The following is a 16,108-nucleotide window of genomic DNA, read 5'->3' as shown; positions in this document are numbered from 1 at the left end:
CCCCCGCCCACGCATACGCCGCACGCCCGGTCCGGGCGTGTCCTCGGCGATGCCCGGCGGCGGTAGACGGGTGTGGGAGAAAGGCAGTCGAACCCTTGACTCGCAACCCGGAATCCCGTGTGCGCGGACGGTACCGACTCGCGACGGTCGGATGCGCGGCGGCCGGCGCCGTCCTGCTCTCGTCCGGCGCCGCCCTGGCCGACACCTCCGCCGAGGAGGCCCAGAACCGCTACGAGGAGCTCCAGCGCGAGCTGTCGGAGCTCAACGAGGCCTTCAACCAGGCCGAGCAGGACCACGAGGCGGCCGCGGCCGAACTCGAGGACGTCGAGGAGCGGTTGGCCCAGGCCCAGGAGGACCTGGACGCCATGTCCTCCGACGTCGTCCAGATCGCCCGGTCCGCCTACACCGGCGCGACCCACAGCCTGTTCGCCGTGCTCTTCCGGGAGTCGCCGGACGAGGCCCTCCAGAACATCGCCGACCTGGACCACCTGTCCGCCGGACAGCAGATCGTGCTGGCCGACTACGTCACCGAGGTCGAGCGCGCCGAGGAGCTGCGCGCGGAGGCGGCCGCCGCCGAGGACGCCGCGGCCGAGGCCCTGGAGGCGGCCGAGACCGCCCAGACCGAGGGCGAGGCCGCGCTGGAGGAGCAGGAGGAGGCCCTGGCCGACCTGGGCGGAGAGGACCCGACCGCGGGTGCGGCCGCCACCGGCGGCGCCGAGGTCGCCGCCTCCGGCGACGTGCGGGCGGTCCTGGACTTCGCCCGCGCCCAGATCGGCAAGCCCTACGAGTGGGGCGGCACCGGCCCCGACGCCTACGACTGCTCCGGCCTGGTCCAGGCGGCATGGGCCCAGGCGGGCGTCAACCTGCCGCGGACCACCTACGACCAGGTCAACGCCGGTACGCGGATCTCCCGTGACGAGGTGCGCCCCGGTGACCTGCTGTTCTTCTACGACGAGTCGGCGCCCAGCCACGTGGGCCTCTACTCGGGCAACGGCAACATGATCCACGGCTCGAACCCCTCGAAGCCGCTGGAGGAGGTCGCCCTCGCCGACTACTGGGACGGCGTGTTCACCGTCGCCGTCCGCGTCGGTTAGGGCGTGTGCCCGGGGCGGACCGCCGCCCCGGGCACCGCGCCCCGGGCACCGCGCCCCGGGAGCGCCGCCCGTCGCCGAACCGCGTATCGTGTGCCGAATGGGACGACTTCTCCTCAAGATCGGCCTGGGCCTGGCCGTGGTTCTGGCCCTGTTCTGGCTGCTGTCCTTCGTGATCGGCGTGCTGGTGTGGGTCCTGATGATCGCCCTCGTCATCGGTGTGGTCTGGCTCGGTGTCAAGATGCTCAGGACCGACGCGGGCGGTTCCGGACGCTGACGCGCCGCCGACCGGCCGGGACCGTTTCGTAACACATCGGCGATCGTCGCCGCGCCGGTGGGAATCATGGCTATAGTGACTCTGTGTCACTGAATAAGCACGTAGCGTCTCATGTCGACGGAGTGTCCCACCGCGGCCGCGTGGAACGCGTGCGCACCCGCGTCTTCCGCAACGACTGGAGCGCCCTGACGCCGCCGCGGCTCGGCCAGTGGACCCCCGAGCTGCGGGTCAGCGTCGTCATCCCCGCGCGGGGCGGACAGCGCCGCCTCGACCTCGCCCTGGCCGCACTGGCCGTGCAGACCTACCCCGACCGCCTCCTGGAGGTCGTGGTCGTCGACATCCACACCGCGCCCCCGCTGCGGCTCCCCGCCGCCCGCCCCCGGAACTGCCGCGTCCTGCGCGCGCCCGAGGGCGTCTGGGGCGCGGGGTACGCGCGCGCCCTCGGCGCCCACGCCAGCTCCGGCGACATCCTCGTCTGGATGGACGCCGACATGATCGCCTGCCCCGAGTTCGTCGAGGCCCAGGCCCGCTGGCACCACACCCACGCCGAGGCGGTCACCCTCGGCCGCGTCCGCTTCGCCGACACCGGCCCCACCGACCCCTCCGACGTGATCGCCCGCGCCCGCACCCGGACCCTGCACGACACCCTGGAGACCGGCCGCCACCACGAGTGGGTCGACCACCTGTTGCACGACAGCGGCGACCTGCGCGACGCCGACCACCTGGGCTTCCACGCCTACGTGGGCTCCGCCGCCGGCCTGCGGCGCAGCCTGTACGAGGCCGCCGGAGGGGTCGACCCCGACCTCGACCTGGGCCAGGACACCGAGTTCGGCTACCGGCTGTGGCAGGCGGGCGCCGTCATGGTGCCCGAGCGCGCCGCCACCGCCTGGCACGTGGGCCGCGCCACCACCGCCCGCACCCGGCTGCCCTCCGAGCGCTTCCGCACCGAGGTCCTCGCCGAGCTCATGCCCCACCCCCACGCCTACCGCGAACTCCTGCCCGCCCACCGCAGGCGCGTCCCCCTGGTCCACGCCGCCGTCGACGTCTCCGGCGCCCCCTACGACCTGGTGCGCGGTTGCGTCGACCGGATCCTGGACAGCGCCGAGACCGACCTCGGCCTGACCCTGGTCGCCGACTGGGAGGGCGCCGGTTCCGGGTCCGCCCACGTCGGCGACCCCCAGTTGGACCTGCGCCTGGTCCAGGCCAACTACCTGGGCGAACCCCGCGTCTCCTTCGCCTCGACCATGCCGCGCACCGGGTTCCCGTCCCCGTTCCTGCTGCGCGTGCCCGTCGCGTGGGGCCTGGGACAGGTGGCGCTCTCCCGCATGCTCGCCAGCGCCGAACGCGCCCGCGCCGGGCTCACCGAACTCTTCCCCGCCACCTCGCCCACCCGCGACGCCGGGGTGCGGCTCTGGCGGACCCGCGCCCTGGCCCGCGCCCTGCGCGTCCGCGACGACGGCGAGGACCTGGGCGACGTGGTCGCCGAACTCCACGGCCGCTACCGCATCCACGCCGGGGAGGAGACCCTCACCGACCTGTCGCTGTACCGCTCGGTCCCGCCACCGCCGCGACCGGCCCCCGACGCGCGACCCCGGATCGCGGACGGCGCGGGCGAGGAGGCGTGCCCCGCCCACGAGCCCGAGCACGCCCCCCGGACGGGCGGGCGCGGTCGCATCGGGTCCTGGCTGCGCACCTGGCGGGGTCGGCCGCGCCGCTCACGCGACCACGACTGAGGCCCGGACCGGCCGCCGCCGACCCGGGCCTGGTCCGAAGCCGCCCGCGAAGGACCTCAGCCGCGCACGCCGATCGAGTCGATGGAGGCCAGCAGCTGCTCGCGCAGGGCGTCGTTGACCGGGGCCGACCCGGTCTCGTCGGAGACGTTCTGCTGCCCCTCGGGGCTGACGACGTAGCGCAGGAAGGCCTGGAGCCGCTCGACCGTGGCCGCGTCGTCGTACTCACCGCACACGACCTCGTAGCTGACCAGCACCATCGGGTAGCTGCCCGGCGCGGTCGTGCCGTAGTCCAGGTCCAGGGCCAGGTCGAACTCGTTGACGTTGTCCTCCCGGCGCGGGGAGTCCGCCACCACCTGGGCCGCGGCCTCGGGCGAGATCTCCACGAACTCACCGCCCACGCCCAGGTTCACCGTCGACATCCCGTGCACGTGCGACATCTCCACGTACCCGATCGCGCCCCGGGCGCGCTCGACCGTGTCGGCGATGCCGCTGTTGCCCTGCGCGGACTCGACCGGGGTGACCGGCCACTGCCCGTCGGCCTCGTGCGGCCAGGCGTCCGGCGCGGCGGCGGACAGGTAGCGCGTGAAGTTCTCGGTCGTGCCGGAGTCGTCGGACCGGTTGACGGGGGTGATCGCCTGGTCCGGCAGCTCCGCGTCGGGGTTGGTCTCGGCGATCTCGGGGTCGTCCCAGCGGGTGATCTCCTGGTTGAAGATCTTCGCCAGGGTGTCCGGCCGCAGGTTAAGCGAGTCGACGCCGTCCAGGTTGAACACCACGGCGATGGCCACCACGTAGGCGGGCAGGTTGACGGTGTCCGACCCGAGGCAGCGCTCCGCCGCGTCGGCGTTCTCCTCCGGGCTCATCGCCGCGTCGGTCCCCGCGAAGTCGACGGCGCCGTCGATGAACTGGCTGCGACCGCCGCCGGACCCGATCGAGTCGTAGTACACGCGGGCGTCCTGGCACGCCGTCTGGTAGCCCGCGATCCACGTGGTCATCGCGTTCTCCTGGGCGCTGGAGCCCGCACCGGACAGGCTCCCGGAGAAGCACTCGATGTCCTCGGGGGTCGCGATCTGGAGCCCCCCGGGAACCGCGTCGTCACTGCCGCAGGCGGTGGTCGCCAGCATCAGACCGGCCAACGCGGCGGACGCCGCGCCCCGATGGACGGCGCCACGGCGCCGGACGCGGGACTGGGAGTGCTTGTGGGACGGGAGCACGACTACTTCAAACCCTCTCGTCGGTGTGGCCGGGCGCGGGCACGTCTTCGCTGGTGGTGGGAGGTCGCCGACGAGTCTAGCCATCGCCGGGCGCGCACGCCCAACGCGGCTCCGTGTGGGATGGCGCTCATCGCGCGCCCCGCCCGCCGCGCATGACACGCGCGCCGCCTGGGCAGGTGTCCTGCGTGATGAGCGCACACGACACGACCGCCACGGCCGCGCCGACGTCAACCTACCGCCTCCAGCTACGCCCCGGGTTCACCCTCGCCGACGCCACGGCACTGCTGGACCACCTCGGCCGAATGGGCGTCGGCGCCGTCTACCTGTCACCGCTGCTCACCGCCGCACCCGGCTCCCAGCACGGGTACGACGTCGTCGACCCCACCCAGGTCGCCCCGGCCCTGGGCGGCGACGCCGCCCGCGAGGCCCTCGTCGACAAGGCGCACGACCTGGGCATGGGCGTGGTCGTCGACATCGTCCCCAACCACATGTCGGTCGCCGACCCGGCCGCCAACGCCTGGTGGTGGGACGTGCTCGCGCACGGCCGCGACTCCGTCTACGCGCGCTGCTTCGACGTCGACTTCGACGCCGGGCCGCTGCTCGTCCCCGTCCTGGCCGACGACGGCGACGGCGGCCGGGCCGCACTGGACGAACTCGCCGTCGCCGACGGCTGCCTGGCCTACCACGACAAGCGCTACCCCCTCGCGCCCGGCACCCACACCCCCGGCGACACCCCCGACCAGGTGCACGAACGCCAGCACTACCGGCTGGTGTCCTGGCGGCGCGGCGACGCCGAGCTCACCTACCGCCGCTTCTTCGACGTCAGCGACCTGGCCGCCGTCCGCGTCGAGGAACCCGGGGTCTTCGACGCCACCCACGCCGAGATCCTGCGCTGGGCCGACCTGGGCCAACTGGACGGGCTGCGGGTGGACCACGTCGACGGCCTCACCGACCCCGGCGGCTACCTGCGCCGTCTCGCCGAGCGCTTCGACGGGTGGGTCGTGGTCGAGAAGATCCTCGCCCCGGACGAGGACCTGCCCCAGTCCTGGCCCGTCGACGGCACCACCGGCTACGACGCGCTGCGCGAGGTGTGCGGGGTCTTCGTCGACCCCGACGGCCTGCCGGAGTTCACCGCGCTGGCCGTCGACCATGGCGTGGACGTGGACACCGAACACGCCGACGCCCACGCCCGCCACCAGGCCGCCACCCGCCTCCTGCGCGCCGAGGTGCGCCGGATCGCCGCGCTCCTGCCCGCCCAACCGCCCGCCAGCACCCCCCGGCCCTCCGCCATGGCCGTCCGCCAACGCGAGGAGGCGATCGCCGAACTCCTGTGCTCCTTCGACGTCTACCGCTCCTACCTGCCCGAGGCCGGGACCGCCTGGACCGGGGCCGTGCGCCGCGCCGCCGACCGCCGCCCCGACCTCGCCTTCGACCTGGCCGTCATCGACCGCCGCGTCCGCGAGGACCCCCGGGGCGAACCCGCCCGCCGCATCCAGCAGACCAGCGGCATGGTCATGGCGATGGGCGTCGAGAACACCGCCCTGTACCGGTGCACCCGGTTCGTCGCGGCCAACGAGGTCGGCGGCGACCCCGCCCGGGCCGCGCTGGCCCCCGAGGAGTTCCACGCCCGCGCCGCGCACCGCCAGGCCGCCCGCCCGCACACCATGACCACCCTGTCCACCCACGACACCAAGCGCTCGGAGGACGTGCGCGCCCGCCTGGCCGCCCTGTCCGAGATCGCGGACGACGTCACCGCCGCCGTCCGCCGCTGGACCGACCGCCGCGCCCTGCCCGAACCCTCCCTCAACCTCCTGGGCTGGCAGACCCTCGTCGGCGCCTGGCCGATCGACGAACAGCGCCTGTCCGACTACCTGCTCAAGGCCGCCCGCGAGGCCCGCCTGGGCACCTCCTGGACCGACCCCGACCCCGACTTCGAGGAACACGTCCGCACCTGGCCCGCCCGCGTCCTGGGCGACCCCGGGCTCAGCGCCGAGGTGGCCGCGATGGTCGACGCCGTCCGCGACGCCGGATGGAGCAACTCCCTCGGCCAGAAGACCCTGCAACTCCTGGGCCCCGGCGTCCCCGACGTCTACCAGGGCACCGAGCTGTGGGACCTGTCCCTGGTCGACCCCGACAACCGCCGACCCGTCGACTGGGCCGCCCGCGCCGACCTGCTCGACCGGGTCGAACGCGGCTGGCGCCCACCCGTCGACGACACCGGCGCGGCCAAGTTCCACCTCGTGCGCACCTGCCTGCGCCTGCGCCGCGAACTGCGCCCCGGCGGCTACCTCCCGCTGACCGCCACCGGCCCGGCCGCCCGCCACGCGCTCGCCTTCGCCCGCACCTCGGCCGGGGGCCACCGCCCCGACGTCGTCGCCGTCGCCGCCCGCCTGCCGCTCACCCTGGCCGCCCGGGGCGGATGGCGCGACACCGCGCTGCCGCTGCCGTCGGGCCCCGGAACGTGGACCGACCGGCTCACCGGCCGCGCGCTCGCGCCCACGCGCGCGGACGGCTACACCGTCGCCCCCCTCGCCGACCTGCTGGACCACTACCCGGTGGCGGTCCTGGTCCGCGCGTGAGGTCCCCGACCCGGCCGCTCCACGGCGCACCGGCCACCGCCCCGACCGGTCGGCCACGGCGGGAATCTCCGTACACTGGGCCCCGGCGCCCCGCCCTCGCGCACCTTCCCCCTCGGGCCCTTCTTCCCCTCCCCACACAGGAGCCACCGTGACCGAGTCCCGCACCCAGCTGCGCGAGCGCTACGAGCTGATGGCCGAGGTGGGCCGCGGGGGCATGGGGCGGGTCTGGCGGGCGCGCGACACCGAACTCAACCGGACCGTCGCGGTCAAGGAGATCCTGCTGGGGCCAGGACTGGACGAGGACGACCGCGCCCGCAGGGCGGCCCGCGCGCGCCGGGAGGCGCAGGCCATCGCGATGGGCCAGCACCCCAGCATCGTCACCGTGCACGACATCCTGGAGGAGGACGGCCGCCCCTGGATCGTCATGGAGTTCCTCACCGGCGAGTCACTGCACCGCCTGGTGGAACGGGAGGGACCGGTACCGGCCCGGCGGGTGGCCGCGTGGGGACTGGACCTGCTCGACGCGCTGGGGGCCGCGCACGCCCAGGGCATCACGCACCGCGACGTCAAGCCCGAGAACGTCATGGTCACCGACACCGGGCGCGTGGTGCTGACCGACTTCGGCATCGCCGCGATCTCCGACACCGCCGCCGTCACCCAGACCGCCGGTGTGCTGGGCTCGCCCGCCTACATGGCCCCCGAACGCCTGGCCTCCGCCCCGGCCAGTCCCGCCAGTGACCTGTGGTCCCTGGGCGCCACCCTCCACCACGCGGCCACGGGCGTCTCGCCGTTCCGCCGGGAGAGCATCCCCGCGACCCTGCACGCCGTCACCACCGCCGAACCTCCCCGCGTCCTGCCCGGGGCGCTCGGCGAGGCCGTCCGGGGCCTGCTGGTCAAGGACCCGGCACGGCGGATGGACGCCGTCGCCTGCCGCCGCCTGCTGGAGTCCGCCGCCCGGGAGGAGGACGCCACGGCGGCGGACGCCCCGGCGGCCCCGGGCGCCTCCCCCACGGGAACGGTCTCCGTGCCCGCCGGGGAGCCCGCCGCTCCCACCGCGACCCCTCCCGCGCGGGAGCGACGCCTGTCCTGGCCCGCGGTGGTGCTCACCCTGGGGCTCGCCGCCCTGGTGGTCGCGGCCGTGGCCTTCGTCCCCCGGGGGGACGACGGGGCCGGGCCCGCCGCGACGGGGCGGGACGACCAGGCGTCGTCCCCTTCCGGGGAGGCGTCCACCGCCGACGGGGAGACGCAGGGAAGCGGGTCCGCCGAGGAGGTCGCGGACACCGGCGACGAGCCCGCCGTCCCAGGGATGACCTGGACCGACGACACCGAGGGGTTCGCCGTCCTCGTGCCCGACGGTTGGATCCGGCGGACCGACGGCGCCAGCGTCTTCTACGACTCGCCCGTCGACGACGCCTACCTCCAGATCGACCGGACACCCCATCCCACCGACGACGAGTACGCGCACGTGCTCGACCAGGAGAACGCCTCCGTGGAGGGGAACCGGCTGCCCGGCTACGCGCGGATCCGGTTGGAGGACGTCACCTCCCGGACCTCCTTCCACTCGGCGGCCGACTGGGAGTTCACCTGGAACCAGGACGGGAGCGCACGGCACCTGCTGAGCCGGAACATCGCCGTCGCGCCGGGCGAGCACTACACGGTGGCGTGGGCGTCGAGCGAGGACGTGTGGGGACGGGGCGCCGACTGGCGCGACCAGGCGATCGCCTCCTTCGAACCGGCGTGAGCCCGGTCCCAGGCGGACCCATCGGTAGTCTGAGACGATCATGGCGCCCACCGACACCCCACACCACACCGGCCCCAGGCTGCGCATGCCCGACGCCGTCGCCACAGCCCTGGCCTGCCCCACCTGCGGCACCGCCCTGGAGCCCGGCGCACGCGGCCTGGAGTGCGCCGCCGGACACTGTTTCAACGTCGCCCGCGAGGGCTACGCCAGCCTGCTCACCGGCGCCACCCCGCCCGGCAGCGGGGACAGCAAGGAGATGGTCGCCGACCGGCTCCGCTTCCAGCACGCCGGACACTACGACGCGATCGGCCTCGCCCTGGCCGACACCCTCGCCCGCGAACTCGGCGACCGTCCCGCGCCCCTGGTCGCCGACGTCGGCGGCGGCACCGGCCACTACCTCACCCAGGTCCTGACCGCACTGCCCGACGCCGTCGGCCTCACCCTCGACGTCTCCAAGTTCGCCGCCCGCCGCGCCGCCCGCGCCCACCCGCGCGGCGGCGCCGTCACCGCCGACGCCTGGCGCGCCCTGCCGCTGCGCACCGGCGCCGTCGACGCCCTGCTCAACGTGTTCGCCCCGCGCGCCGCCGCCGAGTTCCACCGGGTCCTGCGCCCCGACGGCGTCCTGGTCGTCGTCACCCCCGCCCCCGACCACCTCGCCGAACTGCGCGCGCCGCTCGGCCTGCTCGACGTCGACCCCCGCAAGGACGAGCGCCTGGCCGAGGGCCTGCACGGGCACTTCGCGCCCGCCGGGGAACGCGAGGTCCGCTTCACCATGGACCTGACCCACGACGACGTGACCACCGTCGTCGGCATGGGACCCAGCGCCCGCCACATCGCCCCCGACGACCTCCGCGCCCGCGTCGACGCCCTGCCCGAGCCGACCACCGTCACCGCCTTGGTGCGCGTCCACGTCTACCGCCCCCGGGAGAACCCCGACACCGCCGGTCGGGGGTGAGAACGGCCGGTGCCGGGTAGGCCACCCGGCGTGAGCGAACGGGACACCACCAGCAGCCCAGGCCTCGGCGTCCACGGCGACTTCGCCGTCTGGGCGCCCCACGCCGACCGCGTCCGCCTCCGCGCCGACGGCACCGACCACCTCATGCGCCGCGACGCCAGCGGATGGTGGTCCGCCCACGTCGACGGGGCCGGACCCGGCACCGACTACTGCTACCTGCTCGACGACGCCCCCGAGGTCCTGCCCGACCCGCGCTCGCGCTGGCAGCCCGGGGGCGTCCACGCCCCCAGCCGCGTCCACGACCACGCCGCCTTCCCCTGGACGGACGCCGCCTGGACCGGCCGCCCCCTGGCCGGGGCGGTGCTCTACGAACTGCACACGGGCACCTTCACCCCCCAGGGCACGCTCACCGCCGCCGTCGACCGCCTCGACCACCTCGTCGACCTCGGCGTGACCCACGTCGAACTCATGCCGGTCAACGCCTTCGACGGCACCCACGGCTGGGGCTACGACGGGGTGCTGTGGTCGGCCGTCCACCACCCCTACGGCGGCCCCGACGCCCTCAAGACCCTCGTCGACGCCTGCCACGCGCGCGGCCTCGCCGTCGTCCTGGACGTCGTGCACAACCACCTCGGCCCCTCCGGCGCCTACCTGCCCCGGTTCGGCCCCTACTTCGACGGGGAGACCGCCTGGGGTCCCTCGCTCAACCTCGACGGGCCCGACTCCGACCCCGTCCGCCGCCTGGTCGTCGACAACTGCCTCGACTGGCTGCGCCACTTCCACCTCGACGGGCTGCGGCTGGACGCCGTCCACGCCCTGCGCGACGACCGCGCCACCCACCTGCTGGCCGAGCTGTCCGCCGAGGTCGACGCGCTCGCCACCGCCCTGGGCCGCCCGCTGTCCCTGATCGCCGAGTCCGACCGCAACGACCCGCGCACCGTCCTGGCCCGGGAGGCGGGCGGCCTGGGGCTGACCGCGCAGTGGTCCGACGACCTCCACCACGCCCTGCACACCGCCCTGTCCGGGGAGACCCACGGCTACTACGCCGACTTCGCCGGTCCCGACGTGCTGCCCACGGTCCTGCGCCGCGTCTTCTGGCACGCGGGAACCCACTCCTCCTTCCGCCGCCGCACGCACGGCGCGCCGGTCGACACCGCGCGCGTGCCCGGCAGCCGCTTCCTCGCCTACCTGAGCACCCACGACCAGATCGGCAACCGCGCGCGCGGCGACCGCATGGGCTCGTACGTGTCACCGGGGCTGCTGTGCTGCGGGGCCGCGCTCGTCCTGTGCTCGCCCTACACCCCCATGGTGTTCATGGGCGAGGAGTGGGCGGCCACCACCCCGTGGCCGTTCTTCGCCTCCTTCGACGACCCCGAGCTGGCCGAGGCGGTCCGCCGGGGCCGGCGCCGCGAGTTCGCCGCCCTGGGATGGGCGCCCGAGCGGATCCCCGACCCGATGGACCCGGCCACCCGCGACGCGGCCGTCCTGGACTGGGACCAGCGGGACCGGGAGCCCCACCGCCGGGTCCTGGACGCCTACCGCTCGCTCATCGCCCTGCGCCGCGCCGAGCCCGACCTCGCCGACCCCCGCCTGGACCGCTTCGAGGTGCGGGCCAGCGCCGACGGCCGCCAGCTCGTCCTCGTCCGCGGGGTCCTGCGCCTGGTGTGCAACCTCGCCGCCGCCGACGCCCCCGTCGAACTGGACGCGCCGCCGCGCGAGACGCTGCTCGCCACCGGCGAGCCGAGGACGACCGGGGCCACGGTGACCCTGCCGGGGGAGTCCTTCGCGGTGCTCCGGGTCTGACACGGCGGGTACGATCCGGTCGACCGATGACCCGACGGGACGACACCGTCCCGTGTGAGACGGAGGGCGGCATCCGTGGCCGACACCGCGTGGCACCTCGACGAACGGTTCGACGCACCGAACGGGACGGTGCGCTGGACCAGGCTGGGCGAGGGCGAACCCGTCGTCCTCCTGCACGGCACACCGTTCTCGTCGTACGTGTGGCGGCACGTGGCCCGCGCGCTCGCGCCGCACCACACCGTGTACGCGTGGGACATGCCCGGGTACGGGGCGTCGGCGAAGTTCGACGGCCAGGACGTGTCCCTGGCCGCGCAGCAGCGGGCGTTCACCGCCCTGCTCGACCACTGGGGCCTGGACCGGCCCCGGGTGGTCGCCCACGACTTCGGCGGCGCCGTGGCCCTGCGCACCGCCCTGCTCGACGGAGTGGCCTACGACCGCCTCGCCCTGGTCGACGCGGTGAGCGTGCGCCCCTGGGGCAGCGACTTCTTCCGCCTGGTCAACGCCCAAGCCGACGTGTTCGCCGCCCTCCCGCCCCACCTGCACGAGGCCCTGGTCCGCGCCTACATCGCCACGGCGGCGCACCACGAGCCACGCGCCGAGGTCCTCGACGCCCTCACCCGGCCCTGGCTCGGCGCCGACGGACAGCCCGCCTTCTACCGCCAGATCGCCCAGGCCGACGAGCGCCACACCGCGGAGGTCGAGGACGCCTACGCCGACCTCGACCTCCCGGTGCTCGTCGTGTGGGGCCGCGAGGACACCTGGCTGCCCCTCGAACGCGGTGAACGGCTGGCCGCCGCCGTCCCCGGGGCCCGGCTGCACCCCCTGACGGGCGCCGGGCACCTGGTCCAGGAGGACGCACCGGCCGAACTGACCGCCGCCCTCCTGGACTTCCTCGCCTGAGCGACTACCCGTCCAGCGCGCCGAAGAGCGCCAGCCACTGGTCGGGCGCCACCAGGCCGACGGGCGTTCCCGGGGCGACCCCGGCCACGCGCAGCGCCGCGTCCACCCGCCGCGCGGGGTGGGCGCGGCGCAGCGAGGCCGCCAACGATCCGCCCACGCCGCCGAACCCCAGCTCGACCGTGCGGCGGTAGGCGCCCATCCGCTTCCGGGGCAGCAGCGGCTCGGGCCTGCGCCGGAGCACCAGCACCCCGGAGTCCACCCGGGGGACCGGACGGAACCGGTTCCGATCGATCCGCCCGGCCAGCGACCACGACCACTCCGGCCAGGTCAGCACCGTCAACCGGGTCCACCGTCCGTAGGCGCCGGTGCGCTTGCGCGCGTACTCCAGCTGGGTGACCAGCGTGGCCGAGGTCAGGCCCGGCGCGTCCAGGCACCAGCGGACGATGTCGGCGGTGCGCGCGTAGGGGATGTTGCCGACCACGGTGAACGGTCCGCGCGGCGCTCGGGCGCGCGTGAAGTCCGCGCACACCACCCGCACGCCCCGGTCGGGGTCGCGGTAGCGGGCGGTGAGGCGCTCGGCCAGGCGGCGGTCGATCTCGTAGGCGATCACCCGCCGCGCCGCCGGGGCGAGGAGGCGGGTGAGGGCGCCGTCGCCGGGACCCACCTCGACCACCAGGTCGTCGGCGGTCACCCCGGAGACGCGGACCACGTGCCGGGCGGCGCCGGGGTCGGCGAGGAAGTTCTGGGAGAAGCGTCGGCGGCGGTCACCGGCGCCGCCGGGACGCGGACGTGTCGTACGTGCCATGGAAGGGTCCGATCCAGCCACACGCGTGGCGGACGTGGACGGGCGGCACGGACGGGCGCGGCGAGGCGCGCACGCGAGGGGAAACGGGGTCCGGGCGGCCCGTCCGAGGCGGTTCGGGGACGGGACTGGACCTGGACCGGCACACGCGCATGACAGGGGAGCCCGACACCCGGACACGGCGGCGCGCGGACGTGCGGGCACGTCGGCGCCGGGGCGGGGTCGCGGGCGGTCACCCTCGGACGGAGCCGCTCCGAACACACGGGTTCGGGGGCTCGCGGGCGTCGTCTAGCGGTCCAGGGACCCGGACCGGGGCCGGACGACGAGATCGTGGGCGTTCGCGGACCAGGACGGGACCTGGTTCACGAGCGCGTGGAAGCTGGCCATGCGCCCACCGTAGGAGGACGCCGCCCACGGGGGCAACGGGTTTTCCACAGGCCCGGAAATGCGGTGGCGGGCTCCTTCCCGGCCGCGACATACTCGCGACATGCCGAACTTCGCGGACTTCGACACCCGCCACTACCGCACGGTCGACGTGGCCTCCGGCTACGACGGCTGGTCGAGCACCTACGAGGACTCCGTCCTGGACGCCATGGACCTGGCCCTCCTCGACGGGCTCACCCGTCCCGACTGGTCCGGCGTGGCCCGCGCCGCCGACCTGGGCTGCGGAACGGGCCGCACCGGGGCGTGGCTGCGTGAGAGAGGCGTGCCGCACGTGGACGGCGTCGACCTCAGCGAGGGGATGCTGAGCCTGGCCCGCCAGCGCGGCGCGCACACCACCCTCGCCCAGGGGGACGTGCGCGACACCGGTCTGCCGGGCGGCGGCTACGACCTGGTGATCTCCTCACTCATCGACGAGCACCTGCCCGACCTCGCCCCCTACTACGCCGAGGCCTGGCGGCTGGCCGCGCCCGGCGGCTCCCTGGTGCTGGTCGCCTACCACCCGCAGTTCATCATGGTCTCGGGCATGCCCACCCACTTCACCGACGCCGCCGGTGAGGACGTGGCGATCAGCACCCACCTGCACCTGCTCAGCGACCACACGCGCGCGGCCATGGCCGCCGGGTGGACCCTGGCGGAACTGGCCGAGGCGACCGTGGACGACGCCTGGGTGACGGCCAAGCCGAAATGGAAACGGTTCTACGGTCACCCGATCTCGGCGGCCATGGTCTGGACCAAGCCCGCGTGAACCCGGGCTCGGGGGCGGTCGGCCGGTCGACGTACCGGGCGGGGTCGGCGTCCCCCCGTGTTCGGCCCGCCCCGGCAGCGGGTGAGGGAGGCCGTGTCGTTCGGGCTCCGTGCGGTGCGGGCGCTCAGTTCTGGACGTACTCGGCGCGCACGGCGTAGATCGCGGCCTCGGTGCGCGAGTGCACCTGGAGCTTCTCCAGGATGTTGCGCACGTGGTTCTTCACGGTGTTCTCGGTGATGAACAGACGTGCGCCGATCTCCCGGTTGTTGAGCGAGCGCGCCAGCAGCTTGAGCACCTCGGTCTCCCGCGGCGTCAGCTGCGGCAGGGGAGGGGCGCCGCGCGGGGCGCTCTCCTGTTTGGCCAGCTCGGCGAACTCCCCGATGAGCTTGGTGGCCATCACCGGGTTCACGAAGGACCGGCCCGCGGCGATGGCGCGGACGGCGCCCGCGATGTCGGTGACCCCGATCTCCTTGAGCAGGTATCCCGTGGCGCCCGCCTTGAGCGCGTCGAAGAGGTCGACCTCCTCGTCGCTCATGGTCAGCATGATGAACTTGACCCGCGGCAGTGCCTCACGGATGCGCGAGCAGGCGTCGATGCCGCCGACCTGGGGCATGCGCACGTCCATGAGGATGACGTCGGGGTGGTGCTGTGCGGCCAGGTGCATCGCCTCCTCGCCGTCCCCGGCCTCGCTGACCACGTCGATGTCCGTCTCCACGTCCAGGACCGATACCAGGCCCCGCCGGAACAGGGCGTGGTCGTCCACGACGAGGACGCGGATGGGTGCGGACGGAGCGAGGGGTTCCTCCGCGGCCCGGGTCGGCGGTGGGGGGCTCGGGGGGTGCGGACTCACGTCGGCGGCCTTTCTCGCGCATGACAGACCTGGGAGAGGTTCCACGTCCCCCGCCTGTGTCCGGTGTGGCCCGGCGGTGGTGACTACACCGCCCCAGGAGGGGAGTTTCCACTCTAGGCAGGCTTCTCGCGGTCTACGGCGGAATCGAGCGAAGCTACCTGGCGGTACCCCGGGCAAGTCATCAGGAAACGGGCACAAGGAGGGGGATTCGCGCGCTTGGACACCGCATTCCTCTTCGTGAGGGATAGCTACGATGCCCGTTTTGGCGCTGACCGAAAGTGCTGTTCTCTACGGAGGTCGCGGTCGCCGCGTCCCGATTCCGTCCTTGCCCATCCAGGATGTTAGCGACTAACATGTTAGTCGCTAACATTTTGGGGGCCGGATGTCGGACTGGCGGGCGGACAAACGGGCGCGGACCCGCGCGAGGATCCAGGAGAGCGCCCTGGACCTGTTCGCCAGGTACGGCTACGACCAGGTCACCGTGGAGCGCATCGCGGCCGCCGCGGGCGTCTCCCACACGACGTTCTTCCGGTACTTCCCCACCAAGGAGGACGTCGTCCTGCGCGACGACTACGACCCGCTGATCGCGCGGTACGTCTCGGCCAGGACCGAGCAGGATCCGGTCGAACGCGTCCGCCTGGGCATCGCCGAGGCCTTCACCCACCTCGACGCGGCGGCTCTGGCGGCCGCCCGCGACCGCACGCGCCTGATGCTCTCGGCGCCGAGCCTGCGCGCCCGCGTCTGGGAGAACCAGGTCGCCACCCAACGGCTCCTGGAGGAGGTCCTGCACGGGTCGACGCCCGGCCCGATCCCCCTGGCGACCCGCGCCATCGCGGCCGCCTGCACGGCCGTGCTCACCACCACGGTCACCGCCTGGGCCGAGGACGGCCCCACCGAAGCCCTCCCGAGCATGGTCGACGAAGCCCTCGCGGCCCTGCGCCCTCCCACGCCCTGACCGGGGCAGAAAGGCGGCAGCC

At 74.4% G+C, this 16,108-nt stretch carries 13 protein-coding genes; 10 read left to right on the top strand and 3 right to left on the bottom strand.

The features are described 5' to 3' along the window. Nucleotides 1–95: 95 nt before the first annotated feature. The 3 genes from AB0I72_RS15685 to AB0I72_RS15675 all read left to right on the top strand — a co-directional run bounded on the left by AB0I72_RS15685 (nucleotide 96) and on the right by AB0I72_RS15675 (nucleotide 3,101). Entirely contained in the window at nucleotides 96–1,094 is a 999-nt protein-coding gene (locus tag AB0I72_RS15685) for an NlpC/P60 family protein (protein WP_358568246.1), read from the top strand. 97 nt (nucleotides 1,095–1,191) lie between these two features. Then, nucleotides 1,192–1,368, top strand: coding sequence for a hypothetical protein (locus AB0I72_RS15680; protein ID WP_358568243.1), 177 nt, complete (start codon nucleotides 1,192–1,194; stop codon nucleotides 1,366–1,368). A 122-nt stretch (nucleotides 1,369–1,490) separates the two neighbouring features. Continuing rightward, complete coding sequence (locus tag AB0I72_RS15675; protein WP_358568241.1) at nucleotides 1,491–3,101, top strand: glycosyltransferase; 1,611 nt, start codon at nucleotides 1,491–1,493, stop codon at nucleotides 3,099–3,101. 56 nt (nucleotides 3,102–3,157) lie between these two features. Here AB0I72_RS15675 and pstS read toward each other — a convergent pair whose 3' ends face one another. Continuing rightward, a complete protein-coding gene (gene pstS / locus AB0I72_RS15670) occupies nucleotides 3,158–4,312 on the bottom strand; it encodes a phosphate ABC transporter substrate-binding protein PstS (protein ID WP_358568239.1) in 1,155 nt (384 codons plus the stop codon). A 188-nt stretch (nucleotides 4,313–4,500) separates the two neighbouring features. Here pstS and treY point away from each other — a divergent pair, with 188 nt between their 5' ends. The 5 genes from treY (at nucleotide 4,501) to AB0I72_RS15645 (ending at nucleotide 12,290) form a co-directional block, all read left to right on the top strand. Then, nucleotides 4,501–6,891 carry a malto-oligosyltrehalose synthase gene (treY, locus tag AB0I72_RS15665; protein WP_358568236.1) on the top strand — a complete coding sequence of 797 codons (2,391 nt, stop codon included), beginning with the start codon at nucleotides 4,501–4,503 and terminating at the stop codon, nucleotides 6,889–6,891. Between the two features lie 148 nt (nucleotides 6,892–7,039). After that, nucleotides 7,040–8,632 carry a serine/threonine-protein kinase gene (locus tag AB0I72_RS15660; RefSeq protein ID WP_358568233.1) on the top strand — a complete coding sequence of 531 codons (1,593 nt, stop codon included), beginning with the start codon at nucleotides 7,040–7,042 and terminating at the stop codon, nucleotides 8,630–8,632. A gap of 40 nt (nucleotides 8,633–8,672) precedes the next feature. Then, nucleotides 8,673–9,587, top strand: a complete 915-nt coding sequence (locus AB0I72_RS15655; RefSeq protein WP_358568230.1) for a putative RNA methyltransferase — start codon at nucleotides 8,673–8,675, stop codon at nucleotides 9,585–9,587. Between the two features lie 30 nt (nucleotides 9,588–9,617). Continuing rightward, nucleotides 9,618–11,390, top strand: coding sequence for a malto-oligosyltrehalose trehalohydrolase (treZ, locus tag AB0I72_RS15650; RefSeq protein ID WP_358568227.1), 1,773 nt, complete (start codon nucleotides 9,618–9,620; stop codon nucleotides 11,388–11,390). Nucleotides 11,391–11,465: 75 nt separating this feature from the next. Beyond that, nucleotides 11,466–12,290, top strand: a complete 825-nt coding sequence (locus AB0I72_RS15645; RefSeq protein ID WP_358568225.1) for an alpha/beta fold hydrolase — start codon at nucleotides 11,466–11,468, stop codon at nucleotides 12,288–12,290. 4 nt (nucleotides 12,291–12,294) lie between these two features. Here AB0I72_RS15645 and erm read toward each other — a convergent pair whose 3' ends face one another. Continuing rightward, on the bottom strand, nucleotides 12,295–13,095 hold the full coding sequence (erm, locus tag AB0I72_RS15640; protein ID WP_358568223.1) for an ErmE/ErmH/ErmO/ErmR family 23S rRNA (adenine(2058)-N(6))-methyltransferase: 801 nt from the start codon (nucleotides 13,093–13,095) through the stop codon (nucleotides 12,295–12,297). Between the two features lie 484 nt (nucleotides 13,096–13,579). Between erm and AB0I72_RS15635 the strand changes: the two genes are divergently transcribed. After that, nucleotides 13,580–14,281: a class I SAM-dependent methyltransferase gene (locus AB0I72_RS15635; protein ID WP_358568220.1), complete on the top strand. Its 702-nt coding sequence runs from the start codon at nucleotides 13,580–13,582 to the stop codon at nucleotides 14,279–14,281. Nucleotides 14,282–14,405: 124 nt separating this feature from the next. Here AB0I72_RS15635 and AB0I72_RS15630 read toward each other — a convergent pair whose 3' ends face one another. Then, nucleotides 14,406–15,131 (bottom strand): response regulator transcription factor, encoded by a 726-nt coding sequence (locus AB0I72_RS15630; RefSeq protein ID WP_358568218.1) that lies wholly within the window; start codon nucleotides 15,129–15,131, stop codon nucleotides 14,406–14,408. A 382-nt stretch (nucleotides 15,132–15,513) separates the two neighbouring features. Here AB0I72_RS15630 and AB0I72_RS15625 point away from each other — a divergent pair, with 382 nt between their 5' ends. Next, a complete protein-coding gene (locus AB0I72_RS15625; RefSeq protein ID WP_358568216.1) occupies nucleotides 15,514–16,086 on the top strand; it encodes a TetR family transcriptional regulator in 573 nt (190 codons plus the stop codon). Nucleotides 16,087–16,108 lie beyond the last annotated feature (22 nt).

Origin of the sequence: Nocardiopsis sp. NPDC049922 (assembly GCF_040660275.1) — a bacterium.
Classification (GTDB): domain Bacteria; phylum Actinomycetota; class Actinomycetes; order Streptosporangiales; family Streptosporangiaceae; genus Nocardiopsis.
Note: the sequence above shows the minus strand (reverse complement) of the source record. Positions and strands in the feature narration are given on the sequence as shown.